The organism is Candidatus Planktophila sp. (assembly GCF_044232745.1).
Lineage (GTDB): Bacteria > Actinomycetota > Actinomycetes > Nanopelagicales > Nanopelagicaceae > Planktophila.
Genome location: NZ_JBIILI010000003.1, coordinates 112364 through 137330, shown reverse-complemented (window position 1 = coordinate 137330; position 24967 = coordinate 112364). Strand labels below are relative to the sequence as shown.

Annotated in this window: 21 protein-coding genes; 7 read left to right on the top strand and 14 right to left on the bottom strand. The window is 46.7% G+C overall.

The genetic code is table 11. The annotated features are described in order from the left end of the window. Window positions 1-52: 52 nt before the first annotated feature. The 4 genes from AC9UGD_RS03380 to aroA all read right to left on the bottom strand — a co-directional run bounded on the left by AC9UGD_RS03380 (window position 53) and on the right by aroA (window position 5659). Window positions 53-2329, bottom strand: a complete 2277-nt coding sequence (locus tag AC9UGD_RS03380; RefSeq protein WP_509569558.1) for a heavy metal translocating P-type ATPase — start codon at window positions 2327-2329, stop codon at window positions 53-55. Between the two features lie 35 nt (window positions 2330-2364). Further along, window positions 2365-3240 (bottom strand): inositol monophosphatase family protein, encoded by an 876-nt coding sequence (locus tag AC9UGD_RS03375; protein WP_509569555.1) that lies wholly within the window; start codon window positions 3238-3240, stop codon window positions 2365-2367. A gap of 98 nt (window positions 3241-3338) precedes the next feature. After that, window positions 3339-4361 (bottom strand): ribosome small subunit-dependent GTPase A, encoded by a 1023-nt coding sequence (rsgA, locus tag AC9UGD_RS03370; protein WP_509569552.1) that lies wholly within the window; start codon window positions 4359-4361, stop codon window positions 3339-3341. Beyond that, a complete protein-coding gene (gene aroA, locus AC9UGD_RS03365; protein WP_509569549.1) occupies window positions 4358-5659 on the bottom strand; it encodes a 3-phosphoshikimate 1-carboxyvinyltransferase in 1302 nt (433 codons plus the stop codon). Before aroA ends, rsgA begins: the two co-directional genes overlap by 4 nt. Window positions 5660-5703: 44 nt before the next feature. Here aroA and AC9UGD_RS03360 point away from each other — a divergent pair, with 44 nt between their 5' ends. The 4 genes from AC9UGD_RS03360 to AC9UGD_RS03345 are packed head-to-tail and all read left to right on the top strand — an operon-like array spanning window position 5704 to window position 7935. Next, window positions 5704-6447 carry an SOS response-associated peptidase gene (locus tag AC9UGD_RS03360; protein ID WP_509569546.1) on the top strand — a complete coding sequence of 248 codons (744 nt, stop codon included), beginning with the start codon at window positions 5704-5706 and terminating at the stop codon, window positions 6445-6447. Between the two features lie 17 nt (window positions 6448-6464). Beyond that, window positions 6465-7070: a sigma-70 family RNA polymerase sigma factor gene (locus AC9UGD_RS03355; protein WP_509569544.1), complete on the top strand. Its 606-nt coding sequence runs from the start codon at window positions 6465-6467 to the stop codon at window positions 7068-7070. A gap of 2 nt (window positions 7071-7072) precedes the next feature. Then, window positions 7073-7513 (top strand): anti-sigma factor family protein, encoded by a 441-nt coding sequence (locus tag AC9UGD_RS03350; protein WP_509569541.1) that lies wholly within the window; start codon window positions 7073-7075, stop codon window positions 7511-7513. 2 nt (window positions 7514-7515) lie between these two features. Beyond that, window positions 7516-7935, top strand: coding sequence for a thioesterase family protein (locus tag AC9UGD_RS03345; RefSeq protein ID WP_509569538.1), 420 nt, complete (start codon window positions 7516-7518; stop codon window positions 7933-7935). Between the two features lie 30 nt (window positions 7936-7965). Here AC9UGD_RS03345 and sodN read toward each other — a convergent pair whose 3' ends face one another. Further along, the gene (sodN, locus tag AC9UGD_RS03340; RefSeq protein ID WP_509569535.1) at window positions 7966-8355 is read right to left on the bottom strand and encodes a superoxide dismutase, Ni; all 390 of its coding nucleotides are present in this window, start codon (window positions 8353-8355) and stop codon (window positions 7966-7968) included. 54 nt (window positions 8356-8409) lie between these two features. Between sodN and AC9UGD_RS03335 the strand changes: the two genes are divergently transcribed. After that, complete coding sequence (locus AC9UGD_RS03335) at window positions 8410-8736, top strand: S26 family signal peptidase (protein ID WP_509569532.1); 327 nt, start codon at window positions 8410-8412, stop codon at window positions 8734-8736. Between the two features lie 28 nt (window positions 8737-8764). Here AC9UGD_RS03335 and AC9UGD_RS03330 read toward each other — a convergent pair whose 3' ends face one another. Both AC9UGD_RS03330 and AC9UGD_RS03325 read right to left on the bottom strand, forming a co-directional pair. Continuing rightward, window positions 8765-9229, bottom strand: a complete 465-nt coding sequence (locus AC9UGD_RS03330; RefSeq protein ID WP_509569530.1) for a hypothetical protein — start codon at window positions 9227-9229, stop codon at window positions 8765-8767. 20 nt (window positions 9230-9249) lie between these two features. Beyond that, window positions 9250-12975: a multifunctional oxoglutarate decarboxylase/oxoglutarate dehydrogenase thiamine pyrophosphate-binding subunit/dihydrolipoyllysine-residue succinyltransferase subunit gene (locus AC9UGD_RS03325; protein ID WP_509569527.1), complete on the bottom strand. Its 3726-nt coding sequence runs from the start codon at window positions 12973-12975 to the stop codon at window positions 9250-9252. Window positions 12976-13119: 144 nt separating this feature from the next. Here AC9UGD_RS03325 and AC9UGD_RS03320 point away from each other — a divergent pair, with 144 nt between their 5' ends. After that, a complete protein-coding gene (locus AC9UGD_RS03320) occupies window positions 13120-13839 on the top strand; it encodes an SDR family NAD(P)-dependent oxidoreductase (RefSeq protein ID WP_509569524.1) in 720 nt (239 codons plus the stop codon). Window positions 13840-13847: 8 nt separating this feature from the next. Here AC9UGD_RS03320 and AC9UGD_RS03315 read toward each other — a convergent pair whose 3' ends face one another. The 5 genes from AC9UGD_RS03315 to nudC form a co-directional block, all read right to left on the bottom strand. Continuing rightward, window positions 13848-14231: a hypothetical protein gene (locus AC9UGD_RS03315; protein WP_509569521.1), complete on the bottom strand. Its 384-nt coding sequence runs from the start codon at window positions 14229-14231 to the stop codon at window positions 13848-13850. A gap of 29 nt (window positions 14232-14260) precedes the next feature. Then, window positions 14261-14659 (bottom strand): WhiB family transcriptional regulator, encoded by a 399-nt coding sequence (locus AC9UGD_RS03310; RefSeq protein ID WP_509569519.1) that lies wholly within the window; start codon window positions 14657-14659, stop codon window positions 14261-14263. A gap of 145 nt (window positions 14660-14804) precedes the next feature. After that, a complete protein-coding gene (locus AC9UGD_RS03305) occupies window positions 14805-14963 on the bottom strand; it encodes a hypothetical protein (protein WP_509569517.1) in 159 nt (52 codons plus the stop codon). A 135-nt stretch (window positions 14964-15098) separates the two neighbouring features. After that, window positions 15099-16778 carry an ATP-dependent helicase gene (locus AC9UGD_RS03300; protein ID WP_509569514.1) on the bottom strand — a complete coding sequence of 560 codons (1680 nt, stop codon included), beginning with the start codon at window positions 16776-16778 and terminating at the stop codon, window positions 15099-15101. Next, complete coding sequence (gene nudC / locus AC9UGD_RS03295; RefSeq protein WP_509569511.1) at window positions 16766-17749, bottom strand: NAD(+) diphosphatase; 984 nt, start codon at window positions 17747-17749, stop codon at window positions 16766-16768. The genes AC9UGD_RS03300 and nudC overlap by 13 nt, the downstream gene beginning before the upstream one ends. Window positions 17750-17776: 27 nt before the next feature. On the opposite strand from nudC, the gene AC9UGD_RS03290 reads away from it, so the two are divergent. Then, complete coding sequence (locus tag AC9UGD_RS03290; RefSeq protein WP_509569509.1) at window positions 17777-18586, top strand: endonuclease/exonuclease/phosphatase family protein; 810 nt, start codon at window positions 17777-17779, stop codon at window positions 18584-18586. A gap of 43 nt (window positions 18587-18629) precedes the next feature. On the opposite strand, the gene AC9UGD_RS03285 is transcribed toward AC9UGD_RS03290, so the two are convergent. Then, window positions 18630-21863 carry an ATP-dependent helicase gene (locus AC9UGD_RS03285; protein WP_509569506.1) on the bottom strand — a complete coding sequence of 1078 codons (3234 nt, stop codon included), beginning with the start codon at window positions 21861-21863 and terminating at the stop codon, window positions 18630-18632. Then, window positions 21860-24961, bottom strand: coding sequence for an ATP-dependent helicase (locus AC9UGD_RS03280; RefSeq protein WP_509569503.1), 3102 nt, complete (start codon window positions 24959-24961; stop codon window positions 21860-21862). The genes AC9UGD_RS03285 and AC9UGD_RS03280 overlap by 4 nt, the downstream gene beginning before the upstream one ends. Window positions 24962-24967 lie beyond the last annotated feature (6 nt).

Sequence of the window (24967 nt, the reverse complement as noted above, 5' to 3'; positions counted from 1 at the left end):
TACAAGTACAAAAAGGGTCCTCGAAAGAGGGCCCTTTTGCTTTCCTTACTTCTTATTTAATCCGAAGTGAATTAGTAACAACTAAGACGCTGCTGGCCGCCATCGCAGCAGCTGCATACAACGGCGATAACAATCCGGCCGCTGCAATCGGTATCCCGATTACGTTGTAAACAAAGGCCCATCCCATGTTTAAGCGGATGATTTTTAAGGTCTTCTTGGAGAGTTTCAGCGCTGAAATAACGCTGCCAAGTCCTGTGTTCATCAAAGTTATGTCGGCGCTATTGATCGCAGTATCTGTTCCGGTTCCCATGGCCATTGATAAATCTGCCGCGGTAAGTGCGGCGGCGTCATTGATGCCATCTCCGATCATCAACACTGTGTGACCTTCACTCTTCATGCGTTCAACAATTTCAAGTTTTGTTTCTGGCAAGGCATGTGAAACGACATGTGCGGCATCAATTCCGACAGTTGTTGCAACTGATGCGGCAACTTCGGTGCTGTCCCCCGTTACAAGCCAAGGAGTAATTCCCATGTCGCGAAGTGCGGCAACGGTAACGGCGGCATCTGCTTTAAGTTGATCGCCAATAGCAAAGACTGCAATTGCCACACCATCCCAAGCTAGAACTGCCAGAGTTAATCCGGCAGTTTGTCCGCGTTCAATTGCAGATTTAATGTCCGCGTGGAATTCGGTAGAGCTATGTGCAACTGCAGCAGGTGAACCAATAAGAACAACTGGTGATTGGCTGCCAATTGAAACACGACCAGCTGCACCAGATCCTGGAGTTACCGAAAAATCAGAGACGGCAAAGGTTGGGCGTGAAGATGCCGCAAAAGTTCCCCCAGCTGAGTTCGCATGTGCAAGTGCGTACTTAGTAATTGAAAGTGCAATCGGGTGATTATTCTGGGATTCAATAGCACCAGCTGATGCAAGTATGTTGTCAGGGGTCACGATTTCGGCGAAGGAACGACCTAGAACTCCACCTGCAACTGTAGAAATTGTTGCTTCCTGAACAAGCATTACGCCTTCGGTCAATGTGCCAGTCTTATCAAATAGAACTACATCAACATTGCGAGCAACTTCTAATACTCGTGGTTCGCGCAAAACAATGCCCCGTGCTGCTCCACGGCCGGATGCAACAAGTAGGGCAACTGGTGTGGCTAATCCAAGTGCGCATGGGCAAGCAATAACTAAAACAGTTATTGCGATTGAAATAGATTTAGTAAGTGTTGAGCCAGTGAAGTACCAGCCGGCGAAGGTTCCAATTGCAAGTACGGTAACAATTGGAACAAAGACAGCGCTAATACGATCGGCGAGGCGCTGAATAGGTGCCTTAGTTCCTTGAGCACTGATAACCATCGCAGTGATTCGAGCAAGTTCAGTATCGCTGCCAACTCGTGTCGCGCGAACAATCAAACGACCATTGTGATTTATTGATGCGCCAATTACTGCAGATCCTGGACGAACATCAACAGGTTTTGTTTCACCAGTTAACATTGAGTTATCTACTGCAGATTCACCTTTAACCACGATTCCATCAGTTGCAATGCGGTCTCCTGGACGTACTTCGAATTCATCGCCAATTTGCAATTGTTCGATCGGAACAATGAGCGGGAATCCCCCGCGGACAATAGTTACCTCTTTGCTACCAAGGGCTAATAAAGATGTCAATGCGCTGCTGGCTTTTGCCTTTGCTCGAGTTTCTAAGTAGCGACCTAAAATTACAAAGAAAATAACGCCAGCAGCAACTTCTGTATACACCTCACCAGCACCTGTTGAGTTTGCATAAATAGACCAACCAAAGGCAGCCAATGAACCCATTGAAATTAAGTTGTCCATAGTTGGGTGCATGATGTTTCTAATGGCAGCCTTATGAATTGGATATGCAACGAGCAACACAACGGGGGCACTGAGTGCAATAACTACCCAGGCAGTTGGTGAATACAGAGGATGAGGCAACCCAAAGTTGTCCAAAATCTGATGAACCCACATATCAACCTGGTGATGCCAACTCATAATCATTGAGATCGCAACAGCCGGTACGGCAAAGATAAATGCGAAGAAAAATGCGCGAGCAGATTTCTTACTGTGCAGCGTTACCAATTGAGCATCCACCAATAGCGTTGCTGAATACCCTGCTTTTTCTACAATCTTGATTAAATCCTTAGGACTCATATCTGCCGGTGCCAAAATGTGCGCCGTCTCGGTTGCAAAGTTGATAGTCGCACTTACCCCTTCAACCTTGTTGAGCGCCTTTTCAACTGAGTTAACGCAGGAAGAACAGGTCATACCCTGCACCGAAAGTGTCACCGGCTCAAGTAGTTGGCTCATCGTCGACCTTTTTCTCTAGTAACTCTCATTTATTCTTATGGGTTAAGCCCGTTGATTACTGCGTTGTGCAGCAATCCGTTTGTCGAAACTCCACTGCCACCAAAAGGTCCTGTCCGGCCTGCAGTATTTGTAAATGTTCCACCAGCTTCTCGAACAATGATGTCAAGTGCTGCCATATCCCACAGCGCAAGAGATGGTTCTATTGCAACGTCAACTGCGCCTTCTGCGACCAACATGTGCGACCAAAAGTCACCAATACCTCGTGTGCGCCAAGCGTTAGCAAGCATTATTTGGAATGGCTCTAGGCGATCTCCCCAACCAACAAAATCTGAATATGAAATTGAGGCATCACTAAGAGATGCGACCTTTGATACTGCAATCTTTTTCTCATTAATCCCATATTCGGAGCCATCAAAATCATCTTCTTCTAACTCAATTAGGGAAGAATCTGAAATTCCACCGCTAAAGCGCACACTTGCTCCGTGGCCCTTTGCAGCAGACCAACGACGAGCCAGTGCCGGTGCGCTAGCAATTCCAATAACAACTTCTTCAATACCTGCTGAATCAACCTGAACGAGTGCAATCAATGTTGCCCACGTTGGAACTCCGCGCATAAAGTTTTTGGTTCCATCGATTGGATCAATTACCCAATAGCGACCAGATGTACCTTTATCGCTGCCAAACTCTTCCCCGACCAATCCATCTGTTTGGCGATGCGTTGCTAACGCTTCGCGGATTGCTGTTTCAACTGCGCGGTCGGCATCAGTTACCGGGGTGTTATCGGGTTTAGTTGTTATAACTAAATCTTGGGCCTGATAACGATCGAGGCTAATTGCATCTGCAAGATCAGCTAAAGCATGAGCGAGTGCTAGATCATCAAGTAGATCAAATGAATTCAAATCAGCGCTCATAATGAAGCAAGTCTATTGCGTCGCTCTTGCTAGCCCTGCCTGAAAAAGCGAGTTGTTGCCCTGCCTAAAAGGGAGGTGAGCCCGAATAAAATGTGAGATTAATCCTCGACTGCTGGTGCAGGGGAATCCTTGACAGCCAACAATGATCTAAGGCTTGCCAGGCGTGCAATTCGATGGGGATTAGCAACCCCATCAGGGCTTGCCCAGGCATCTAAGCTGCATGAGCTTTCAGAGTGAGAGCAGTTGGAAAGGCAGTTTGCGGCAACTTCAGATAAATCACTAAAGGCATCAACTATTCGCTGGTTATCTATGTGACTTAGTCCAAATGCACGAATACCAGGGGTATCAATAATCCAGCCATCGCTATCTACAAGTGGCAAAGCGATTGCACTCGAAGAAGTATGTCGGCCGCGACCTGTTGCTTCATTCACATCACCAGTAACACGATCTGCTGCTGGAACAAGTGCGTTAATCAGGGTTGATTTACCAACACCAGAATGACCAACTAAAACAGATATTTTGCCCTCAAGAACTTGATGTAACTTTGCTAAATCTTTAGCTCTTGAATCGCTCTTAATCGCGGTGTGAATGATTTCAACATCCAAATCCGCATACTCGGCAAGAAACGGTGGAACTTCGCTGATGTCTGTTTTGGTAACAACAATTTTTGGAATGATTCCTTCGGTAAAAGCAGAGACAAGAAAACGATCGATAAGTCCACGACGAGGTTCTGGGTTTGCAGCTGCTACAACAATTACTAACTGATCGATATTTGCAACGATAGTTCGTTCTACCTGTGCTGCATCATCAATTGTGCGACTTAATGAATTACGACGATCTTGAACCGCAACGATGCGTGCAAGTGATCCCTCTGATCCAGTTACATCGCCAACAATAGAAACATTGTCACCTGTGACAACTGACTTTGGACCAAGTTCGCGGGCACGCATTGCCGTAACAATGGTTCCGTCATCGGTGATACATGTTTGTCGACCGCGATCTACTGTTGTTACTAATGCTAAAATCGCATCATTGTGTGATGGGCGATCTTTACTACGCGGGCGAGTGCTACGTGATGGGCGAATTCGCGCATCTGATTCATCGTATTCGCGTGGACTCATAGTAAGAGCGAACTCCACAAACCTGGAAAATCTGGCAAAGTCTTGCGAGTAGTGGCGATGTTCTCTACTTCGATTCCTTCAATTACTAGGCCTAGAACAGCACCAGCGGTTGCTAATCGGTGATCGTCATATGTGTGGAATACGCCGGCATGCAGCGGTGCTGGTGTTATATGCAAAGCGGTTTCTTCTTCTACGACATTGCCGCCTAACGCATTTATTTCGCGGGTTAACGCAGCTAAACGATCAGTTTCGTGCTTGCGCAAATGTCCGATTCCACGTAAATGCGATGGCGAATCAGCAAGCGCGCAAAGGGCTGCAATCGAAGGAGTTAACTCACCCACATCATGCAAATCAACATCTATGCCATGAATTTTCCCTGTGCCAATTATTGTCAGGCCGTTATCTCCAAACGAGAATTGCGCGCCCATGTCAGCAAGGATTGTTCGTAATTGATCACCTGGCTGTGTAGTTTTCATGGGCCAATCTGCAATTGCTACTCGTCCACCACACACCATTGCAACCGAAAGGAACGGTGAAGCATTTGAAAGATCAGGTTCGATTACTAAATCTAAGCCATGTAGAGCACCTGGCTTAACGATCCACGTTTGTGAAACTGGATCCACTTCTACCGATGCTCCGAATTGGCGCAACATCTCAACTGTCATTTCAATATGTGGCATCGATGGCAACGAGCCACCTTTGTGTTTAACGGTTATGCCATTGGTAAAGCTTGGAGCGACTAAAAGTAGCGCTGATAAAAACTGGCTTGATTCGCTGGCATCGATTGTGATTTCTCCGCCACTGATTTTTCCAGTGCCATGCAACTTCAGTGGCAAGCTATATCTGTCCTCGTGATCAATTGATACGCCGAGCTCTTCCAGTGCTTTGATTACAGGCCCTAGTGGACGTTCGTATGATCGTGGATCCCCATCAAAATTCACTTCACCTGTTGCAAGCCCAGCTAACGGAGGCAAGAAGCGCATCACAGTTCCGGCATTTCCCACATCCACACGTACGCCACCGTGCATTGGTGCTGGTGTAACAATCCATTGCAACTCTTCATTTCCATCTACAACAATGGTGGCCTCTTCGATTCCAATACCCAATGCCTTTAGTCCAGCAACCATCAATTCGCTATCTCGCGAAACAAGAGGACGGCGCAAGGTAGAAGGGCTCTTTGCTTGCGCAGCCAAAATCAATGCCCGATTAGTAACAGATTTAGATCCTGGGATAACGACGCTGATATCAACTGGTGTTGCACCGCGAAATATCGCTGGCCAGTGAGCGTTGTTTGTCATCGCCTTATTCTAACCTGTGCCGATACCTGCGATACCCTTGAATTATGTGTGGTCGTTATGCGCAAACCGCCGATATGCGCGAACTCATGGAGCAGTTTGAGGTCACGGGAACATCGCCTCAAAGCGCTTTGCCACTGAATTGGAATATCGCACCGACAAATCCGATTTATGTAGTTCGCGCCAATGACCGCACTGGCAACGATACAAAGAGTGAAAAAGCACTAGCAACAGTTTCGTGGGGATTAATCGGCCCATGGTTAACAGATATGCAGGAAGCACGTGCTTCGCAATCTAGAGCGATTAACGCTCGTAGCGAATCGATTCATGAAAAGCCAACATTTAGAAATGCATTTAGATCCACACGTTGCTTGATTCCTGCGACCGGGTATTACGAATGGGCAACCGCTTTAGGTCAATATCGACCTAAGCAACCTTTTTACATCTCTGCTCGTGATGGCCTACAACTTCCTATCGCCGGAATCTGGAGTAGTTGGACAGCGCCAAATGGTGAAGTTATTGAAACTGCATCGATCATCACTCAAGAAGCCCAAGGTGAATTAGAAACTATTCATAGCCGCATGCCGGTCTTTATGCCACCGAATCGTTGGGATATCTGGCTGAACCCACGCAATACCGATGTGAATGAATTGAAATCCTTAATGGTTGTTGAGCACCCAGAATCCATAGTGATAGCTCGCCCAGTTTCGGATGCAGTCAACAGCGTGGCAAATAATGGGAAAGAGTTAACCGTTGAAACACCTTTGGGAGAGCCAGAAACCCTGTTTTAGCGATAGTGTTTTGTGCGATGTCAACGGATCTAGTGAAAGAGAGCTCGGCGGATCGTGCTGTCCGCTTCGAGCGAGATGCCCTTGCCTTCACCGATCAGTTATATGGCGCAGCTCTTCGTTACACAAAGAATCCGCATGATGCAAAGGATTTAGTTCAAGATACATACCTAAAAGCATTTGCTTCATTTCATCAATTTGAACCAGGAACAAATCTAAGGGCCTGGCTATATCGGGTGCTAACGACAACATTTATCAATTCATATCGTAAGGATCAACGCCGCCCACAACTAAGTGGTGGCGAGATCGAGGATTGGCAGTTAGCAGATGCTGCTTCGCACACGAGTGATCAAGGAAAGTCTGCCGAAGTTGAAGCGCTAGAAAACTTGCCTGATAGCGATATCAAGCGTGCGCTGCAAGAGATTCCAGAAGAGTTTCGCATTGCTGTGTACTTGGCTGATGTGGAAGGTTTTTCTTACAAAGAGATCGCCGACATCGTGGGGGTGCCAACCGGCACCGTTATGTCACGTCTGCACCGCGGAAGAAAGCAATTACGCGAACGATTGACTGAGTACGCGAAAGAACTTGGATACAGCACCGATAAGAAATCGGGGGCAAAGTCATGACTATGAATAACTCGAATTTCAACACCATGGGTATCGGTTGCAATGAGGTTCTAAACTCTTTTGTATTGCTCATCGAAGGTAATATCGAAGCCCCGCAGTTAAATATGGTTGAAGTTCATATTTCTACTTGCCCTGCGTGTGAAGCAGAACTTGCACATGAACAAGCGGTGCATTCCTTGATGCAAGAAGTGTTACGTCGTAGCTGTGATGAAAAGGCACCAGATGAGTTACATGATGCAATTTACCGGCAAATTCATGGACAAATGACGGGTGCATTCACCGAGATTGTTACTCAGTACAGCATGACTGAGATTTCAATTGAAATTGATGAGTTTGGTCAGATTGAACATCGTGAGGTAACTATTGAGCACACTGAAGAGATTCGCTTTTTAAATGATGGCTCTGATTCAGAAAGCCCCGATTCAGATAGTCGGGGACGATAGCGATGCATCCTGCGGAAGAAGTTATTGGTGCTGTTGGGTTAACAGAAATGGTCGTACGTCCAGGTGACACATCACTTGCAATCGGAATCGGCGATCTCCCAATCATTGCGCCATCATTATTGATTAACTTGATGGAGCATGCAGCAATCTTGTCTCTGGATCTATATTTAGAGCCTGAGGAGACAACCATCCCTGTCAGTGTTGAATTCATTTCACTTTCACCCGCAAGCATCGGGGCCGAACTACGTGGAACATCACGCGTAATTGAAATTGAAGGAAAAGAATTGACCTTCGAATGTGAAGTCTATGAACATGATCGCCAAATTGCAGCAGCCTTGATAAAAAGATCAACGGTGGAGCGAGTGTCTTTCCTCGCCCGCACCGCTGCTCTTAATCTTGTTCAGGATTCCAGTAAAAACTAAAATCCTCTATAACTTTTAACCTCTATTGAACTACGCTTTCTTGGTGGCCCAGAAAATTTCAGCAATCTCATCGATCTTTGCGATCAATGAATCTGCAACTGCAACATCTTGAGTTCCCTTTGTACCTGCAGCACCTGCAAGCTTTGTTGCCTCATTAAACAATGAGTGCAACTGTGGGTATGCCTCGAAGTGTGGAGCCTTGAAGTAATCAGTCCACAGCACCCATAGGTGCTCCTTAACCTGATGTGAACGCTCTTCCTTGATTGCCACTGAACGTGAGCGGAAATCTGCATCTGAATTTGCTGCGTACTTTTCCATGCAAGCCTTTACAGATAGCGCTTCAATCTTTGCCTGCGCTGGATCGTAAACACCACATGGAAGATCGCAGTGTGCGTAGACAGTTGTCTTTGGTGCAAACATTTTTTCTCCCCTATTGCCACTAAATTGCCTGGTAATAGTGCGAGACTACCGCCCATGAGCAAATTTGGCACAGTTAAGGTCGCGGGCCAATCCATGCTTCCCACATACCGAGAAGGCGACTGGTTATTTGTTAGCTGGCTAGATTCAGCGCCAGGTTTAGAGGCGGTCGGAAACTCGCTGGTGAGCAAGGTGATTGTTGTTGAGCGCGAAGAACGACCTGGGATTTTCTTGATCAAGCGAGTGCAAAAGTTTCATGCCGGCAATTACTGGGTGCAGGGCGAGAATGAAGAGAGTACAGATTCACGCAGCTGGGGATGGATACCGGCTAACGAAGTAGTCGGTGTTGTTCTGTTTCGATACAAGAGGGGGAAAGCCCAATAACTAAAGGGTTCGCACGCCAACGCTTTAATTAGTCTTTGAATCGATAAGAATTTTTGTCATACAAAATGTCATACAACTTCCCGAAGTTCTTTCCATCGTGACTATTTGGTTCATAGATTGATTCCTGTGGTCCGATAACACTTAAAGCCATACCATCTCTAGTAATTAACTTAAGGCCATACGGTGGCACCTCATCAGGAAAAATAGTTTTATCAAGATCTGTTTCAATAAAGTAATAAGCAGTCATAAACCAAGCCTTCTCGCCTTCAATCGGCTGATAAGAAAGAGTCACAACAGAAACAGCACCACTCTTTGCTGCATCAACTGACTGATCTTGAACTGTAATTCGCTCAGCGATGTCTGTCGGAACTTTCATTTCAATTGGCATTGGGGTGAGAGCCACCCAAGCCTGATCACTACTAGCAACTCGAACAGTAATCGCGAGAAGAACTAGGAGTATCGGGAATAAAACTAGGTAGCGGCGGGACTTCATGAGTTAAACCATAATCCAAATTAGCGAGTGAAGGCTTCGAGCAATAATGCTTTTTGCTCATCTTCATGCAAGTGATGACTTCCAGTTGCAGGAGACGCCGTTGCGCGACGAGAAATGCGACGCAATGTGCGATTTCCAAAGCCATGTCCACCGTGTGCCTCAGATGTACGTAATGCAATATGTGACCACGGACCTTGGTTTGCAGGTTCATCTTGAACCCACAACAAGTTTGCATTTGGATGCTTGTTAGCCTCTGCAACCATTTCATCAACAGGCAGTGGATACAAAAGTTCAACTCGCATAATTGCAGTTCCGGTTTCGCCAAGCTTTGCGCGTTCTGCGACTAGATCGTGATAAATCTTTCCTGAACAGAAAATAACGCGAGAAGCGTTTTGAACTGAGTCATCACCGATAACTTCTTGGAAGTAACCAGTTGTGAAGTCAGTTAGTTTTGAAGCCGCTGCCTTTAGGCGAAGCATTGATTTAGGTGTGAAAACAACCAGCGGACGACGTGCAGGGTTCTTTGCATGCCAACGCAGCAAGTGGAAGTAATTTGCTGGGCTTGCAGGCTGCGCAACGGTCATGTTTTGTTCAGCGCATAGCTGCAGGTAACGCTCGATGCGTGCTGAGGAATGATCTGGCCCTTGTCCTTCGTAACCATGTGGAAGAAGAAGTACAACGGAAGAACGCTCGCCCCACTTTTGCAGTGCAGAGGAAACAAACTCATCAATAATTGTTTGCGCGCCATTGGCGAAATCGCCAAACTGGCCTTCCCAAAGAACCAATGCTTCTTCACGTTCTAGGCTGTAGCCATATTCAAAGCCCATGGCAGCGTATTCGCTGAGCAAAGAATCAATTACAAAGAATTGATTTTCGTCGCCAATAAGTCCACGAAGCGGTGTCCACTCATTGCCATTTTCTTTATCAATGATTACAGCATGACGGTTTGAGAAAGTTCCACGTCGAGCATCTTGTCCAGCAAGTCGAATTGGGTGGCCTTCTTTAAGAAGTGAACCGAATGCAAGCATTTCACCTGTTGACCAGTCGATCGTTCCATCGTTAAGCGACTCGACGCGCTTTGCAAGTTGCGGAGTTAACTTAGGATGAACGCTAAATCCTTCTGGAACCGCTAACTGCGTTGCAGCAATTTCTTGTGCAAGATTTTCCGAGATCGCCGTGCTAATTGCCTCTGGTTCTGGCGCAACTGGAACCTTAAAGTTTTCATCATGTTCTGGTTCGATGTTGTTAACTGATGCGAAAATTGATTCAAGCTGTTCTTGGTAATCACGAGCAATTTCATCTACTTGTTCAGGAGTTAAATCTCCACGGCCAACAAGTGCTTCGGTATACAAATTACGAGTTGAGCGCTTTGCATCAATCATCTTGTACATCAATGGTTGAGTGAAACTTGGCTCGTCACCTTCGTTGTGTCCACGACGACGGTAACAAACCATGTCGACAACAACATCCTTGTTAAATTCTTGACGATATTCAAATGCCAAACGAGCAACGCGAACACATGCTTCTGGATCATCGCCATTTACATGGAACACCGGTGCTTGAGTGATCTTTGCAAAGTCAGTTGAGTACACAGAAGTACGTGAGGAAATTGGGGATGTTGTAAATCCAACTTGATTGTTAATAACAATGTGAATTGTTCCACCGGTGCGGTACCCAGGAAGGCCAGCTAGCTGCAGAACTTCAGCGTTAACACCTTGGCCTGCAAATGAGGCATCTCCATGCAAAAGAATTGGCATTACGGAGTAAGCGTTCTTCACATTCATGCGGTCTTGCTTTGCGCGAACAATGCCCTCTAGTACTGGGTTTACAGCCTCTAGGTGAGATGGGTTTGCCGCAAGATAAACATTTGTAGTTGCACCGCTATTGGATGTAAAGACCCCTGAGGTTCCCAAGTGATACTTCACATCGCCAGATCCTTGGACCTGATTTTCTGTGTAGTGACCCTGGAACTCTTGAAAGATTTGACCTGCAGATTTGCCAGCAACATTTGCAAGAATATTCAGTCGACCACGGTGCGGCATGCCAATACAGACTTCATCAAGTCCATCATCTGCGGCTGCGGAAATAACAGCATCAAGTAGTGGAATAACTGATTCTCCGCCTTCTAGCGAGAATCGCTTTTGTCCAACAAACTTTGTGTGCAGGAACGACTCAAAAGATTCAGCACTGTTGAGCTTACGTAAAACGTGTAGTTGTTCATCGCGAGGTAATTTGGCATACCCAACTTCAACACGATTCTGAATCCACTCGCGCTCTTCGCGATTTTGGATGTACATATATTCAACGCCAACTGAACGGCAATACGCATCGCGCAATATTCCAAGAATCTTGCGAAGGGTCATGAAGCGTTCACCACCAAAACCGCCAGTAGCAAATTCGCGATCAAGATCCCAGAGCGTTAAACCATGTGTAACAACATCTAGATCAGGGTGTGAACGCTGAACGTATTCAAGGGGATCAACATCAGCCATCAAGTGACCGAATGTTCGGTATGACTGAATTAACTGTTGAACTCGAGCCGTCTTGCTGATTTCTTCATCGCGAGAGAAAGCAAAATCAGTTGCCCAACGAATTGGTTCGTAAGGAATACGAAGTGCACTAAAGATGTCATCGTAGAAACCTTCTGCACCTAGCAAGTATTCGTGCATGCGGCGCAAGAAATCACCAGATTGTGCGCCCTGAATAATGCGGTGGTCATACGTGCTTGTAAGAGTAATTACCTTGCTAACAGCCATCTCAATAAGGGTTTGCTCACTTGCGCCCTGGAATTCAGCTGGATAATCCATCGCTCCAACGCCAAGAATCAGGCCTTGGCCTTGAACTAAACGTGGAACAGAGTGAACTGTTCCGATAGTTCCTGGATTAGTAATGGACATCGTCGTGCCTGCAAAATCTTCAACAGTTAAAGATCCACCACGAGCCTTTTTAATTACAGCTTCGTAGGCGTTCCAGAACTGTCCAAAATCTAATTCTTCGCAACCCTTAATTGATGGAACCAATAATTGACGTGATCCATCTTCCTTAGCTAAATCGATGGCAACGCCTAAGTTGATGTGTTCTGGCTTTCCAATTGCGGGCTTGCCATCTATGTCACCAAAGAAGGCATTCATCTCTGGCATTGCACGAACTGCCTTGATCATTGCAAAAGCGATGATGTGAGTAAAGGAAACTTTTCCACCACGACTGCGCTTCAAGTGATTGTTAATCACGATGCGATTATCAATCATTAACTTGGCAGGAATTGCGCGAACAGATGTTGCTGTCGGAACTGTTAGCGATCCTTCCATTGCTTGAACTACGCGAGCTGAAACTCCGCGAATTGGTTCAAGTGAAGATGCTGATGGCGTAATCAAAACTGGAACAGGCTTAACAATTGGATCTGCCGGTGTTGGTTGTATTGCTGCAGTCTCGCGAAGCACTGGTTGCTGAGGTGTTGGTGCAACAGGTGCTGCAGCCACAACAGGTGCGGCAACTACTGGTGCAGGTGTTGGCGCAACAACAGGTGCAGGTTGTGCCGCTTTTTGTTGTGCCTTTGGAACGGGTGGAACACCTTTACTTGGTGCAACCGATGTTGAACCAGTACTTGCTGAAGTTGCTGGTGCTCCGGGTTTATTGGTTTTGAAATACTCAATCCATGCTGGGTCTACGGAAGAAGGATTCGCTAAATACTGCTCGTACATTTCATCAACGAGCCAATCATTTGCGCCAAAATCCTGTGCCGACACTGGCAAGCTCCTTCTGCATTGATTACAGGTCTAAGCCTATCGGCAGTGACTGGCCCTGATAAACATGGATTGGCGCTCATAAGGCGAGATTGGCCACATTAATTTCAGGCTCCATTTTCCAGATATCTGAGGCAGGCTTTGCCAATGGTTTTAGCAGTGGTCACCGGCGCAAGCAGAGGTCTGGGTTTTGAAAACGCCAAGTCTCTAGCTGCGCTGGGCTATGACATCGTGATGATTGCCAAGGATTCGGGCCGCCTATCGCAGACTCAGGAATCATTACAACTAAATCACCCGAATCAACAGTTCACCACATATTCAGTTGATCTTGAGGACATGCAAGCAACTCGCAACGTAGTTGCGATGATTTCGCAACAGCATGCTGCACCTGACCTACTAATTCTGGCCCACGGTGTGATGAGCGACAAAATGTCAAAGACTTTGAAAACGACTGATGCTGAATGGCGTCGAGTCATGGCGATCAATTTAGATTCTGTATTCACACTTGTTAATGGCTTAGCACCCACAATGGTTGAAGCTCGAAGTGGTCGCGTCATTATTTACTCTGCTTGCTTAGGAAGAATGTCAGGACCTGGCAATGCAGGTGGCCTTGCTCCATACCGAATCAGTAAAGCTGGAGTTAATGCACTAGTTCGAAACCTTGCACATGAAACAGGATTAGGTGCACGCGGTGTCTTGGTTGATGCAGTGTGTCCGAATCATTCACGCACCGACATGGGTGGTGCCGATGCACCACGAAGTGCCGAGGAAGGTGCTGCGTGTGCGTTGTGGTTGGCCACTAGAGAATTTAATGCTGGAGATACAACAGGAGTTTTGTGGGAAGACAATCAGATCGTCGAGTGGTAAATCTTTTTTTAAATAGTTGTGCCAGTCGAATCAGTTGGAATGGCGCGCAACACCGCAATTAAAGTTGTTCCAGCTAAAGCAGCCAATGGAATTGCAACAAACCATAGGTGAGCTTCTACTTGATAAGAAACTACGCCCAATGCAATTAAGTTAGCTAATACTGCAGGAGCGCGCCCATAGTAAGCGCCACTCTTATAGAAGAGACCACAGGTAAGAAGTCCGCCTCCACCTAGGAGAGCGAAAAGCAGGACTCCTAAAAGTGGAAGTAATTCGAAGGAACCTGAAGTAACTGTGAGCACCAACAGCCATGCTGCGAGGGCAAATACAACGCCTGCCTCAACAAAGAGTAGGGATGCCACTAGTGCGCGGGCCTTTGCAGGATCTTGCTTCATGGGAGTGAGATTAACTCAAAACTCTCTCGTTAAGCAGCACTCTCCTCGCGCTCGTCGCCCTTAACGTTGAGTTCAATGAGTTCGCCTTCTGCATTGCGTGCAGCGATCTCTTTCAAAGTTGGTCGTCCAGCTTTGCGCTTCTTTGCAATGATGCGACCTTCTTCAAATAATTCTCCACCCCACACACCTGCTGGCTCTTGGCGCGATAACGCACCTTCTAAGCACTGAGCACGCACGGGACATCCGCCACAGAGTGACTTGGCCTCTCGCACCTGCATCTCATCCTCAGAAAAGTAGAGCTCAGGATCTGCTGTGTGGCATGGCAAATTAAATGATGACCCGTCTGTGTATGTGCCTGTTACGGCATCCAAACCGATCTTTTCATCTGCCCAGCCTGGTACTAGTAGTTCACTGAAGAGAACGCTCATGTTCTCACCTCTTCTTTCTGTTAGGTATTGCTTCGGTCTCTTTTGGTTGTCGTTGGTTTTCTGGAGTGAAGTTTGTTTATATAAAACAAAAAGGGCTCCGAATCCTTGTGGATTCGAGGCCCTTGGCTTTTAGTTCTAAATCGAATTATTCGATTGAACCACCATTGGCCTCGTATCCGGCATAAAAAGCTGCGTAAAACGCTGGCTTTGAAGCATGCCAAGTAGAAGGCTTATTGGTCGTATGAGCAGAAGGAATCACAGCAGAACGCAATGCGTTTGCTGATACGAATGATGCGTTAGACATATTCGTTCCCTTCCATCATGTTTACTCCCGCCATGGGAATGAAGTCATAAGGATAAACCATGGGTTGAGGTACTGGCAAGGTAATTAATTCCCCGCATAAATGAGCGTACATAGGGTCTTTATGAAGGCATAGAGCTAGTTAGACAAGCCCGCTTCAGCCAAGAATCGTGATGGTTTGCCTCGATAGCTAAGGCGCAGATCTGATTTAGCGCGGGTGATTCCAACATAAAACAATCTTCGTTCTTCATCAATTGATGCTTGATCACCTGTCGTACTGTTGTTTTCAAGAGGCAAGATTCCATCGCTAACGCCAATTAAAAATACTCTTTCCCATTCCAAACCTTTTGCTGCATGCAACGTTGCAAGAGTTGTCACAGGCATGGTTGGTGGATTATTTTGCTGAACACGATCTTCGACTTCGCGCAGGTACGCGCGCAGATTCTTAGGAGTAAATCCGCTGTCACCATCTAGTTCGCGTGCAAGGTGTAACAACGCTGCGATTCCATCGATCGCTCCCCCAGTTAAAAATGGTTGAGCAAGAGTGCGCAGTTCATCAAGCCATGACACACCTTCGGTTGGAATAACAGATGCGGTACGAACCTGCTTCAAGAAATCACGGACTTCCTTGCGTTCAAAAAAGCGTTCAGTATTGCGAACTTGGTATGGCAAGTTGGCTGTGTTCATCGCTTTTTCTAAACCATTTAATTGGTTGTTAGTGCGGGCTAGAACTGCAATCTCTTGAGCAGGTGTTCCTTCAGAGATCAACTGAGTGATTGCTCGAACGATTCCGGCAATTTCTGCAGCTTCATCACTATAAGCCGTAATCGTTGGCTTGCTGCCATGATCATTGATTGCAACTAGTTCGTTACCCATTGCACCTTTTCGCAAAATGCTGTTGGCGGTGAAGATGATTTCGGGGGTTGATCGGTATCCAGTTGTTAGGCGCACAACTTCGGCTTCTGGGAAACGTTGGGTAAATGAATTGAGGAACACCGGTGTTGCCCCAGCAAATGAGTAAATAGTTTGCGCAGGGTCTCCCACAACGCATAATTCCTGACGAGAACCCAACCAGGCATTGATTAATCGTTGCTGCAGCGGGGAAATATCCTGATACTCATCAACTGTAAAGAATCGGTATTGATCCTGCACGCGTTCACGAACTTCGCGCTCTTCTTCAATCATTGCAGTTGTCAGCAGTAGGACATCTTCAAAATCAATTGCGCGCTCTTGGTGCTTCACACTTTCATAGGCTGTGTAAACCTTGGCTAGTTGTTCGGGATTAATCCGAGGCTTAACTGTGCGCTTAAGCGATTCGCTTAAGTAATCAGATGGGGCAACTTGTGAAACCTTGGCCCATTCAATCTCTGTTGCGATATCGCGCAGTAAATCACGGGATGTAATTGATAGCTCGCCTTGTAATTGAGCACGCTTTATCGCTTCTGTTAAAAATCCGGACTTGGTAGTCAGTAAATCAGGCGTGCGGCCACCAAATACCTGTGGCCAAAAGAAGGTCAATTGCTTTAGAGCTGCGGCATGGATGGTGCGGGCAGCAACTGCCGGAACACCTAGCGAACGCAATCGTGTGCGCATTTCGCCAGCTGCGCGCGCGGTAAAGGTAAGAGCTAAAACTTTGTGCGGATCCATGGTGCCAATAGCTGCGGCATATGCAATTCGGTGTGTGATTGCCCGGGTCTTACCTGTTCCGGCACCAGCAATGACGCAAACAGGTCCGCGTGTAGCAAGTGCGACAGCGCGTTGTTCGTTATCTAGCGCCTCAAGAATCTCTTCTGCGCGTAGGTTTCCTACGGCCTCCACGATTCACCACCACGCAATTGTTCGCGGGTATAGCCATCAACCCGCGTGTACCAAGACTCAATCATGCGACGTGCAACTGAAATTTTTGGCGGCAATAAAAGATCTTGTGCTGCAACAGCGGCTTTCATGTCATCACGTGAAAACCAGCGTACTTCAGTAATTTCAGTGCCATCAGGGCGAGCTTCTTCTGGGCGATGCGTAATTGCTTCGAATGCAATCATGATCGATGCCGGAAATGGCCAAGCCTGTGAAGTTAAGTAATTGATGTCAGCTGCATAAACACCAGCTTCTTCGAATACTTCGCGCGATACACACTCTTCAAATGATTCACCTGTTTCGACAAAACCAGCAAAAGTAGAAAAACGTTTATCAGGCCAGGTTGGTTGATGCCCCAACAGGATGCGATCATCTTTATCTTTTACTAAAACGATGACAGCCGGGTCGGTGCGTGGGTGATGTTGTGTTGCGTCTTGAGGACACACTCGAACACTGCCACCTAGATCGCTAACAGTCGGCGCTCCACACCTGGCGCAATGTGTATGAGTTGCATGCCAGTTAGCTAAACCAACTGCGTGCATGGCAAGTGCTAACTCATCAGCATCTAATTGACCGCCGAGTTCGCGCAACGATTTGAATCCTTCGTACTTACGCTTCTCAAACTCTTCGGTTCCATCATCTTCAGGTGGATTAATCCAGGTTGTGTGCCACGCAAAGTAAGCCTGATTGTCATCACGACCGATTCCCAAGAAGAAGCGATCGCCAGCAACAAAAATTTCTTGGGCTGCGGTAACTGCAGCGGCATCAATAAAAGTTAGTGAATCACCCCCGGCACTTAAGCGTGCATCTACCAAATGAATAATCTGTGCTGATTTCCACAGTGCGGCTAGCTCTGCGGCATCGGCTCTCAATTCGCTTTCGCGATTAATGGGCGAGAGCGAGGCCGTGTTGGAATCAGGTGTCTGCGCGCTCATAGGGGTGAACGCTACTAGCCTTGGCCAATGCGCGTAACCTCATGGAATTTACTGCACGGAATGGCCATGCCCCCTGATGCCACAGTTGATGCGGAAGCACTGCTGCAGGCAGAGATCAAGGAGCTAAAGAGCGACATTATTGGATTGCAGGAAGTCGATTATTTCTTGGGACGTTCTAACAATCACAATCAGGTTGGCAATATTGCAACGATGATGAATGCAACAGATTGGGCGTTTGCGCCTTCACTCATGGGTTCGCCAGAAGATGATTGGCATAAGCCAGGTTCTGATGATGCCAAAATTGTTACCAACAAAGATCCGGAATCTTCACCAGCATATGGAATTGGGATGGTTTCAACAATTCCTGTTACTCAGTGGCACCGTTTAGATCTAAAGGGTTCGCCAGTTGGAGTATTCATGGTGTTTCCAGTCGACGGGAAAATGAAACGTTTTTATGTTCGTGATCATCCACGCAGTGCACTGGCCGCACATTTAGACAATGGTTGGTTAATCATTAATACTCATCTTTCTTTTGTACCATTTTTTAATTTCTATCAGTTGATAAAAATTAAGCGTTGGGGAAACAGATTGGGTGTATCCGACAAAAGTAAGATTGTGCTGATGGGGGATTTCAATATTCCTTTTCTAAAACTTGTAACAGGATTGAAGTGGAACTCATTAGCAAGTGGAAAGACTTTTCCAAGTTGGCAACCAAAGGTACAAATTGATTATTTCTTGTCGCAAACGTTAACTAGTGGTGATGTACAAACTTCGCTTCATGAGCACGCGGGTATGAGTGACCATTTAGCCATCCAGCTTGAGGTAAAGACCAACTAATTACCGCGACCACACACCAAATGATGTGTCGGGAAATTGAGTGTTATTCAGGCGTTGATGAATCTACAGAAGTAATCAGGGCGATCAATGCCGCCTCATCTAACAAATCTGCAGGCTGATCAGTTATACCTGTTGGCACATAATGAAAGGCTGCGGAAATCTTTGAAATATCGCAGCCAGAAAGTTTTGCCCACGCTAAGCGATACATCGCCAACTGAACTTGTGCTGATTTACCCAGCTGTTTAGATCCGGTCTTCCAATCCACTACCTGAAAGCCATCTCCATCGCTATAAACCGCATCAATTCGGCCTCTGATCAAAACCCCAGCGATAGTGGTTTCAAAGGGAACTTCCACCCGCGCAGGTGTGCGATTGGCAAAGCGGCTCTTAAGCCAAGCCGCTTTTAGATCCTCTAACTTTGAATCATCATCTAGTGGATCTAAGTAATCCAAGTATTCATCTCCAAACAAAGTGGCCGCATCAGTAAATTGACGTTCAACCCACAAGTGGAAAGCTGTTCCGCGCCGTGAATACTGATCTTGTCCACGTGGCATAGGTCGTCGAATGTTGAGCGCCAGTTCTTGTGGGTTTTCATGCAAAGCAACTAGTGTCGAAGTGGACATGCGAGACGGTAAAGCAACTTGAAGTGTTTCTAAAGCACGATTACGTTGTTCGGTGATCAAACTATGTGCATCCATGATCCAAGAATTCACTTCGCTATCGGATGAATCAATTAAGGGATGAACTTTGGAGGAATTAACTAATGCCATAGCTGCATCAAATTGTGCGCGCTTATCCCCTAGGTAATCACGAGGCCAGACAGAAGTGACAGGGTTTTCAAGCGTGGGGTTTGCAACTCCGACTTCTGGAGCTGCGACATCAGATATTAAGCGGCCGCCATGTGCACTTGCCGCACCTGCAATTAAGGTAAAGATCTTTGAAGGTACAACAGATCGAGAACCGGTCCGCCACCATGAAGTTGTGCATATCAAATGTGTGCGGGCTCGTGTCACGGCAACGTAGGCAAGACGCATCTCTTCACGCATCTTGATTTGATCAACACATGCAGCACCAAAATCATTGATTGCCTGTTTTGCTTCACTATTTTTAGTGATTCCATCCAATGTAAAAGGTGGAAGTTCTTGTGCATCACCGCGCAAAGCAAATGGCACATGCTTTTCATTCTTTAACCAGTTATCTGGATCGCTCTTGTTAACACCCGGAAATGTGCCTTCAGATAATCCAGGCACTGCCACAACATCCCATTCGGCACCTTTAGCCATGTGAACAGTAAGGATTTGAACCACATCTGTGCGTACTTCAGGGGCTCCAACCTTTAATCCACCTTCTTCATCAGATGCGACATCTAGCCAATCTAAAAAGGCTGAAATAGATCCACCGCTGCGTTCAAACTTTGCTGCCTCATCTAAGAATCTATCTAGGTGTCGACGCCCAGTTTGCGAACCTTCGCGCAAAGTTATCTCTGATTCCAACGTTAAATAGTTTTCGATTTCTGTAATCAAATCTGTGATCTGGCCACCTGCGCGAGAACGCAAACGACGCAGCTCTTGGGCAAAAGTCACAAGACGTTGATATCCACGATCGCTGAAGCCATGCTTCTTTGCCGATGCAATTTCATCTATGGCGTCGATAATTGAACCAGCAAATTGATCATCTGCTTCTAATTGATCAGGGTTTCCGGCAGCAATCTTTTTAATAAAGCTTTTGGAATCAGCGTGCATTGACTTTGCGCGTTCTCTACTAAAGGCACCGAGCGCAGCAATATCGCGTGGACCCAGATTGATTCGTGGTCCCGTCAGATGGCGCATCAGCGATGATCCAGCATCAGGGTCGGTAATCAACTTCATTAAGGTAACAACATCAGCGACCTCTGGAATATGGATCAGCCCACCAATACCGATAACTTCTACAGGTAATCCCTGCTCACGCAAGGCGTTTTCAATCGAAGTAATCTGGCTGCGCTTTCGCACTAAGACTGCAAATGACTTTCCAGCAGCTGGATTCCATAACTCTTTAAAGTATTCAGCGATCGCCTGTGATTCTGTTTCAACAGTTTCATAAATTCCATAAGCAAGTTCACCCGCACCTGCGCCATTTCGTGCTTCAAGTTCTACAACTTGCTGCCCGCCATCGGCTTTGATTTGTGCGCTAATTGCATTTGCTGCTGCCAAGATAATTGTGTCGTTGCGGAATGTTGTCGGAAGCGAGAATTGCTGTGTTCCAGTTTGCTCAGAAGCCTTTGGAAAGTACTTATGAAATGAGGCCATAGTGCCGGCAGAGGCTCCACGCCAAGTGTAAATAGCCTGTGATGGGTCTCCAACCGCCATTACGGGGTGGCCGGTTTCCTTTACCGAATTGCCATACAGCGAAGACAACATGCGTACCTGTGATTGCGATGTGTCCTGGTATTCATCGAGTAAAACAACGGTGTACTTGCCGCGCTCTAGAGTGCCAACATCTTCAAAGTTTTGTGCAATATCTGCAGCTAGCGACATCTGATCATCAAATGATAACTCCCCTGCCGCCTTTCGGCGTTGCATAAATGCATCAACCATTGGTAGCAATGAATTTCTTTGCTGCATCGCGCGCGCTACTGCGCGAGTATCTTCATTGGTACTACCGCCCAACAGGGCAAGTTTTTCCAGCATCTCATTGCCAATGGCTTCAATATCTTGACGTTTCACTTGATGCTCTAACATAAGTTTAGAAAGTCCCAATAAATCTTTAATCACAGTGCTGACAGCGCTGTCATTTCGATAAGAATCATCAGACCAATTGCGCACAACATCGGAAGCGATCTGCCAAATTGCAGCTTCGCCTAATGGTTCAGCGTCTGCGTCGATCCCGTACCTGATTGCATGTTCGCTTAGTAACTTGCCAGCGTAGGAATGATAAGTAGTAACAGCGGTGCTATTAGAAGTAATGTGTTTGAATTCGGGTAGCTGCGATAGTTGGCGCAGACGCTTACGGATTCGAACAGATAATTCACCAGCAGCTTTGCGGGTAAAGGTAAGACCTAGTATTTGATCCGGTGTCGCAAAACCATTAGCGACTAAATACAACACACGGTTGCTCATCGTTTCGGTCTTACCCGATCCAGCACCAGCGATTACAACAGCGGGTTCTAGCCCACTGCTGATGATCGCTGATTGATGCTTAGTGATCGGCTTGATCTGTGAACCAAACTTTGGATGCGCCTGAAGCAATGCAATGATTTGTTCGGGTGTGTACTTGGCGCTGATTGCTTCATTACTCATGGCTCGATCACCGCCCGTCCATCACTTTGAACAGGGCAGGATTTCCTTACTGGGCAGCCTTTGCAGCGCTTATTGACCGTGGCAAAGAAGGTTGCAGCACCCATACCTTCGCCAATTGTTTCGATCTTTGCCTTAACTTCTTCAATGTTAATTTCATATTGATGTTTTGCCGTCGCCTTTTGTGCTTTATCACCCAGGTATACCAATTCAGCGCCTGCGCTCTTGCTGCCACCTTCAAATCCACCTTCGGACGCTGCTAATTGATAACTAGCAAGCTGTAAGTTCTTTTCTGCTTCTTTTTCAGAGATAGGGGATTTGCTGGTTTTAAAATCAATAATGTAAAAAGAGCCATCGGCTTCTACTTCGAGTCGATCCACTGTTCCGATGATTCTGGCTCTTCCTAGCTTGACATCAAATCGCAATTCAACATCTTTAATCTCTCTTGTTGTTGTGGAGTGATACTTCGTAAACTTTTTCAACATTGTGACCGCAGATTCCAAATGAGTTGCACTCACCCATCCACTGGCTGGATCAATCAACTTCCAAGAACTTCGCAAGGATTCAATTAATTGCTCTTGGCTGGTGCCTGGCTCTTGCACCATTTTTGCTGCAAAGGCGTGAATGGCAGAACCCAAAACTTGCGCCGTGCTATCGCCATCAGATCCACCATTGTTTTGTAAGAACCATTTCACACCACATTCCTCAAATGATTCTGCACCTGATGGAGAAACGATTACCTCTTTGTCGGCATCAATTACTGGTGCATCAGTACTTAGTGAAACAGAACCGATCCAGCTATCAGGATTTGCTAGATAAATACCTTCAGCACTCATTGCCTTCAATAACGCAGCCGCTTCTTTGGCCTTTGCGCCGTCTAACTGCGAACGTAACTCCGCCACTAATGCGGGTGCAGTAATTGGACGAGGAACATCGGTTATTACATGCTCATCGTCATCGGTTTTATTGACCATGACTTCGATTGCCTCAAAAAATTGTGATGGTTCTTCATCTTCACGTTGCACCGCAGTGACAAAAAGTGATTGTTTGGCGCGGGTTAAAGCGACATGGAACAAGCGTTGTTCATCCTGCATTAGTCCATTGGCTGCTATGACATCTAACTGATCCCTTGGAATATCCGGGTTGCGCATGCGCTCTACTAATCGTTCGGCGCCTAGTAATGATGAACGCTGCTTTAAGTTGGGCCAAGTTCCTTCTTGCAAACCTGCAATTGCAACTAAATCCCACTGTCGACCTTTTGCACTGTGCACGGTCAGGATTTCAACAAAATCTGGCCTCACGCCTTTAGCGGTAATAACATCCCCAGCAATATCCTCTTGTGCAACTTCATTGATAAAGGCAGCAGGGCCAGATAATGGAAAACGTTCTGAGTAACGCGCAGCGGATTCAAACAACTGCATCATTGCATCTAAGTCGCGATCTGCTGCGGCACCGCGGATTCCGGGACGCAATGCTTGATTACGCCAACTAATTGCCAATTTCTGTCCATCACTTGTTAAGGCGTTGTCCCAAATAAACCACAATAGGTCATCGGCTAAAGCTGTCTTGTTCCGGGCAATCGCTTTTGCGCCCTTTAAAAGTGAATGAACCCGAAGAACACTGTCAGCACCTTCGATAAACAATTCGCCATCATTAATAGCATCCAGCAACATCTGGGTTCCAGAACGTTCATCGCCTTCTGGACGCGAAGTGATCATTGCTCGACGTATACGGCGCAACGAGATTGAATCCGCTCCACCAAACTCTGACAGTAGTAAGCGTTCAGCAGTATCCAAATTAAGAGGTTGAGCACCTATTGCAACGCGAGCTAATAACATAAATGGAGTAACCGCAGGATTTCCAGCTAGCGCTTGAAGTTCAGATGCAACTGGAATGCCTACCTGTGAGAATGCGCGACGCAGCGCTGACGCTTGCACACCGGGTGAACGTAAAACAACTGCCATATCGCTGTAGGAAATTCCTAGGCGCAGATGCGCACTGCGGAATTGGTGGGCGATAAAAGCTGCTTCTTCTGCTCCGCTTCGAAAGCGATGAACTCCAACAAAACCTTGATTTTCATTGGCTTCATAGCGCTTGCGGGTTACTGGCGATCCACGGAATCCCTGCACATATTCATGCCCAACATCAAAGATTGCCTTGGCATTTCGATACACATGAGTAAGGACAACTTCTTTTGCCCGGTATGGATCTAGCGCTGTAGCTAATCCATCAGGATCTGCGCCGCGGAATCTACCCACTGCACTATCTGCATCTGCGCAGATGATTACGTCGTTACCTGCAAGAAGTGCCAATAGTTCGCGCTGTGCTGGATCGCTTTCCTGAAACTCATCAACCATGATCGTTGTGAATCGATTGCGTAGTTGATCCAACAAATCTGGATTGTTATGCAAGTGAATCGATGCGCGAGAAACAAGTTCAGATGGGTCAATACGAAGCTTTGCATCTTGGGCACTGAACTCGCGCATAATCATGGAGTTTGTATATCTGGTCCAGAATGCCGCCGCTGGCTCCCAATACTTCTCGCCCTCTTGTGTGCCTAATTTCGCTAACTCAACCGCATCGATTCCACGTTCTGATGCACGCAAAATTAAATCTCGAAGTTCTCGAGCAAAGCCATTGGTTATCAGGGCCTTACGCAAATCTTCGGGCCATTCTTTAAAGCCATCCTCGATATCGCCTTGCAGTAATTCGCGGATATAACTTTCTTGTTCTGGACCGCTCAGCAGAATTGGATCAGGATCTTCCTTAGCTTTCATCTTTAAAATCGAAAAAGCTAGGGAATGGAATGTGCGTGCCAATGGTTCGAACATCGTCTTAGTCGTGCGCAACGCAATCGCATCACGCAATTCAGATGCTCGCTCGCGACCATAAGTCAGCAACAAAATGGAATCTGGATTTTGACCTTCTTGAATACGAGCAAGGGCTGCTTCAACTAAAACAGTTGTCTTACCCGTACCCGGTCCACCCTGAACAACAATCGGTGAACCACGATGTGCAACAACGGCCTGCTGTTCAATATCTAGAGCAGCAGGGGCAACCTGAAGTACCTGTCGTACAAGGCTGAAAGGCTGCTTACTCACAGTGAG

What these genes read in the sequence shown, in the direction of transcription:
- AC9UGD_RS03380 (WP_509569558.1), bottom strand. Translation starts at nt 2,329, where the DNA reads ATGAGCCAACTACTTGAGCCGGTGACACTTTCGGTGCAGGGTATGACC.
- AC9UGD_RS03375 (WP_509569555.1), bottom strand. Translation starts at nt 3,240, where the DNA reads ATGAGCGCTGATTTGAATTCATTTGATCTACTTGATGATCTAGCACTC.
- rsgA (WP_509569552.1), bottom strand. Translation starts at nt 4,361, where the DNA reads ATGAGTCCACGCGAATACGATGAATCAGATGCGCGAATTCGCCCATCA.
- aroA (WP_509569549.1), bottom strand. Translation starts at nt 5,659, where the DNA reads ATGACAAACAACGCTCACTGGCCAGCGATATTTCGCGGTGCAACACCA.
- AC9UGD_RS03360 (WP_509569546.1), top strand. Translation starts at nt 5,704, where the DNA reads ATGTGTGGTCGTTATGCGCAAACCGCCGATATGCGCGAACTCATGGAG.
- AC9UGD_RS03355 (WP_509569544.1), top strand. Translation starts at nt 6,465, where the DNA reads ATGTCAACGGATCTAGTGAAAGAGAGCTCGGCGGATCGTGCTGTCCGC.
- AC9UGD_RS03350 (WP_509569541.1), top strand. Translation starts at nt 7,073, where the DNA reads ATGAATAACTCGAATTTCAACACCATGGGTATCGGTTGCAATGAGGTT.
- AC9UGD_RS03345 (WP_509569538.1), top strand. Translation starts at nt 7,516, where the DNA reads ATGCATCCTGCGGAAGAAGTTATTGGTGCTGTTGGGTTAACAGAAATG.
- sodN (WP_509569535.1), bottom strand. Translation starts at nt 8,355, where the DNA reads ATGTTTGCACCAAAGACAACTGTCTACGCACACTGCGATCTTCCATGT.
- AC9UGD_RS03335 (WP_509569532.1), top strand. Translation starts at nt 8,410, where the DNA reads ATGAGCAAATTTGGCACAGTTAAGGTCGCGGGCCAATCCATGCTTCCC.
- AC9UGD_RS03330 (WP_509569530.1), bottom strand. Translation starts at nt 9,229, where the DNA reads ATGAAGTCCCGCCGCTACCTAGTTTTATTCCCGATACTCCTAGTTCTT.
- AC9UGD_RS03320 (WP_509569524.1), top strand. Translation starts at nt 13,120, where the DNA reads ATGGTTTTAGCAGTGGTCACCGGCGCAAGCAGAGGTCTGGGTTTTGAA.
- AC9UGD_RS03315 (WP_509569521.1), bottom strand. Translation starts at nt 14,231, where the DNA reads ATGAAGCAAGATCCTGCAAAGGCCCGCGCACTAGTGGCATCCCTACTC.
- AC9UGD_RS03310 (WP_509569519.1), bottom strand. Translation starts at nt 14,659, where the DNA reads ATGAGCGTTCTCTTCAGTGAACTACTAGTACCAGGCTGGGCAGATGAA.
- AC9UGD_RS03305 (WP_509569517.1), bottom strand. Translation starts at nt 14,963, where the DNA reads ATGTCTAACGCATCATTCGTATCAGCAAACGCATTGCGTTCTGCTGTG.
- nudC (WP_509569511.1), bottom strand. Translation starts at nt 17,749, where the DNA reads ATGAGCGCGCAGACACCTGATTCCAACACGGCCTCGCTCTCGCCCATT.
- AC9UGD_RS03290 (WP_509569509.1), top strand. Translation starts at nt 17,777, where the DNA reads ATGCGCGTAACCTCATGGAATTTACTGCACGGAATGGCCATGCCCCCT.
- AC9UGD_RS03285 (WP_509569506.1), bottom strand. Translation starts at nt 21,863, where the DNA reads ATGAGTAATGAAGCAATCAGCGCCAAGTACACACCCGAACAAATCATT.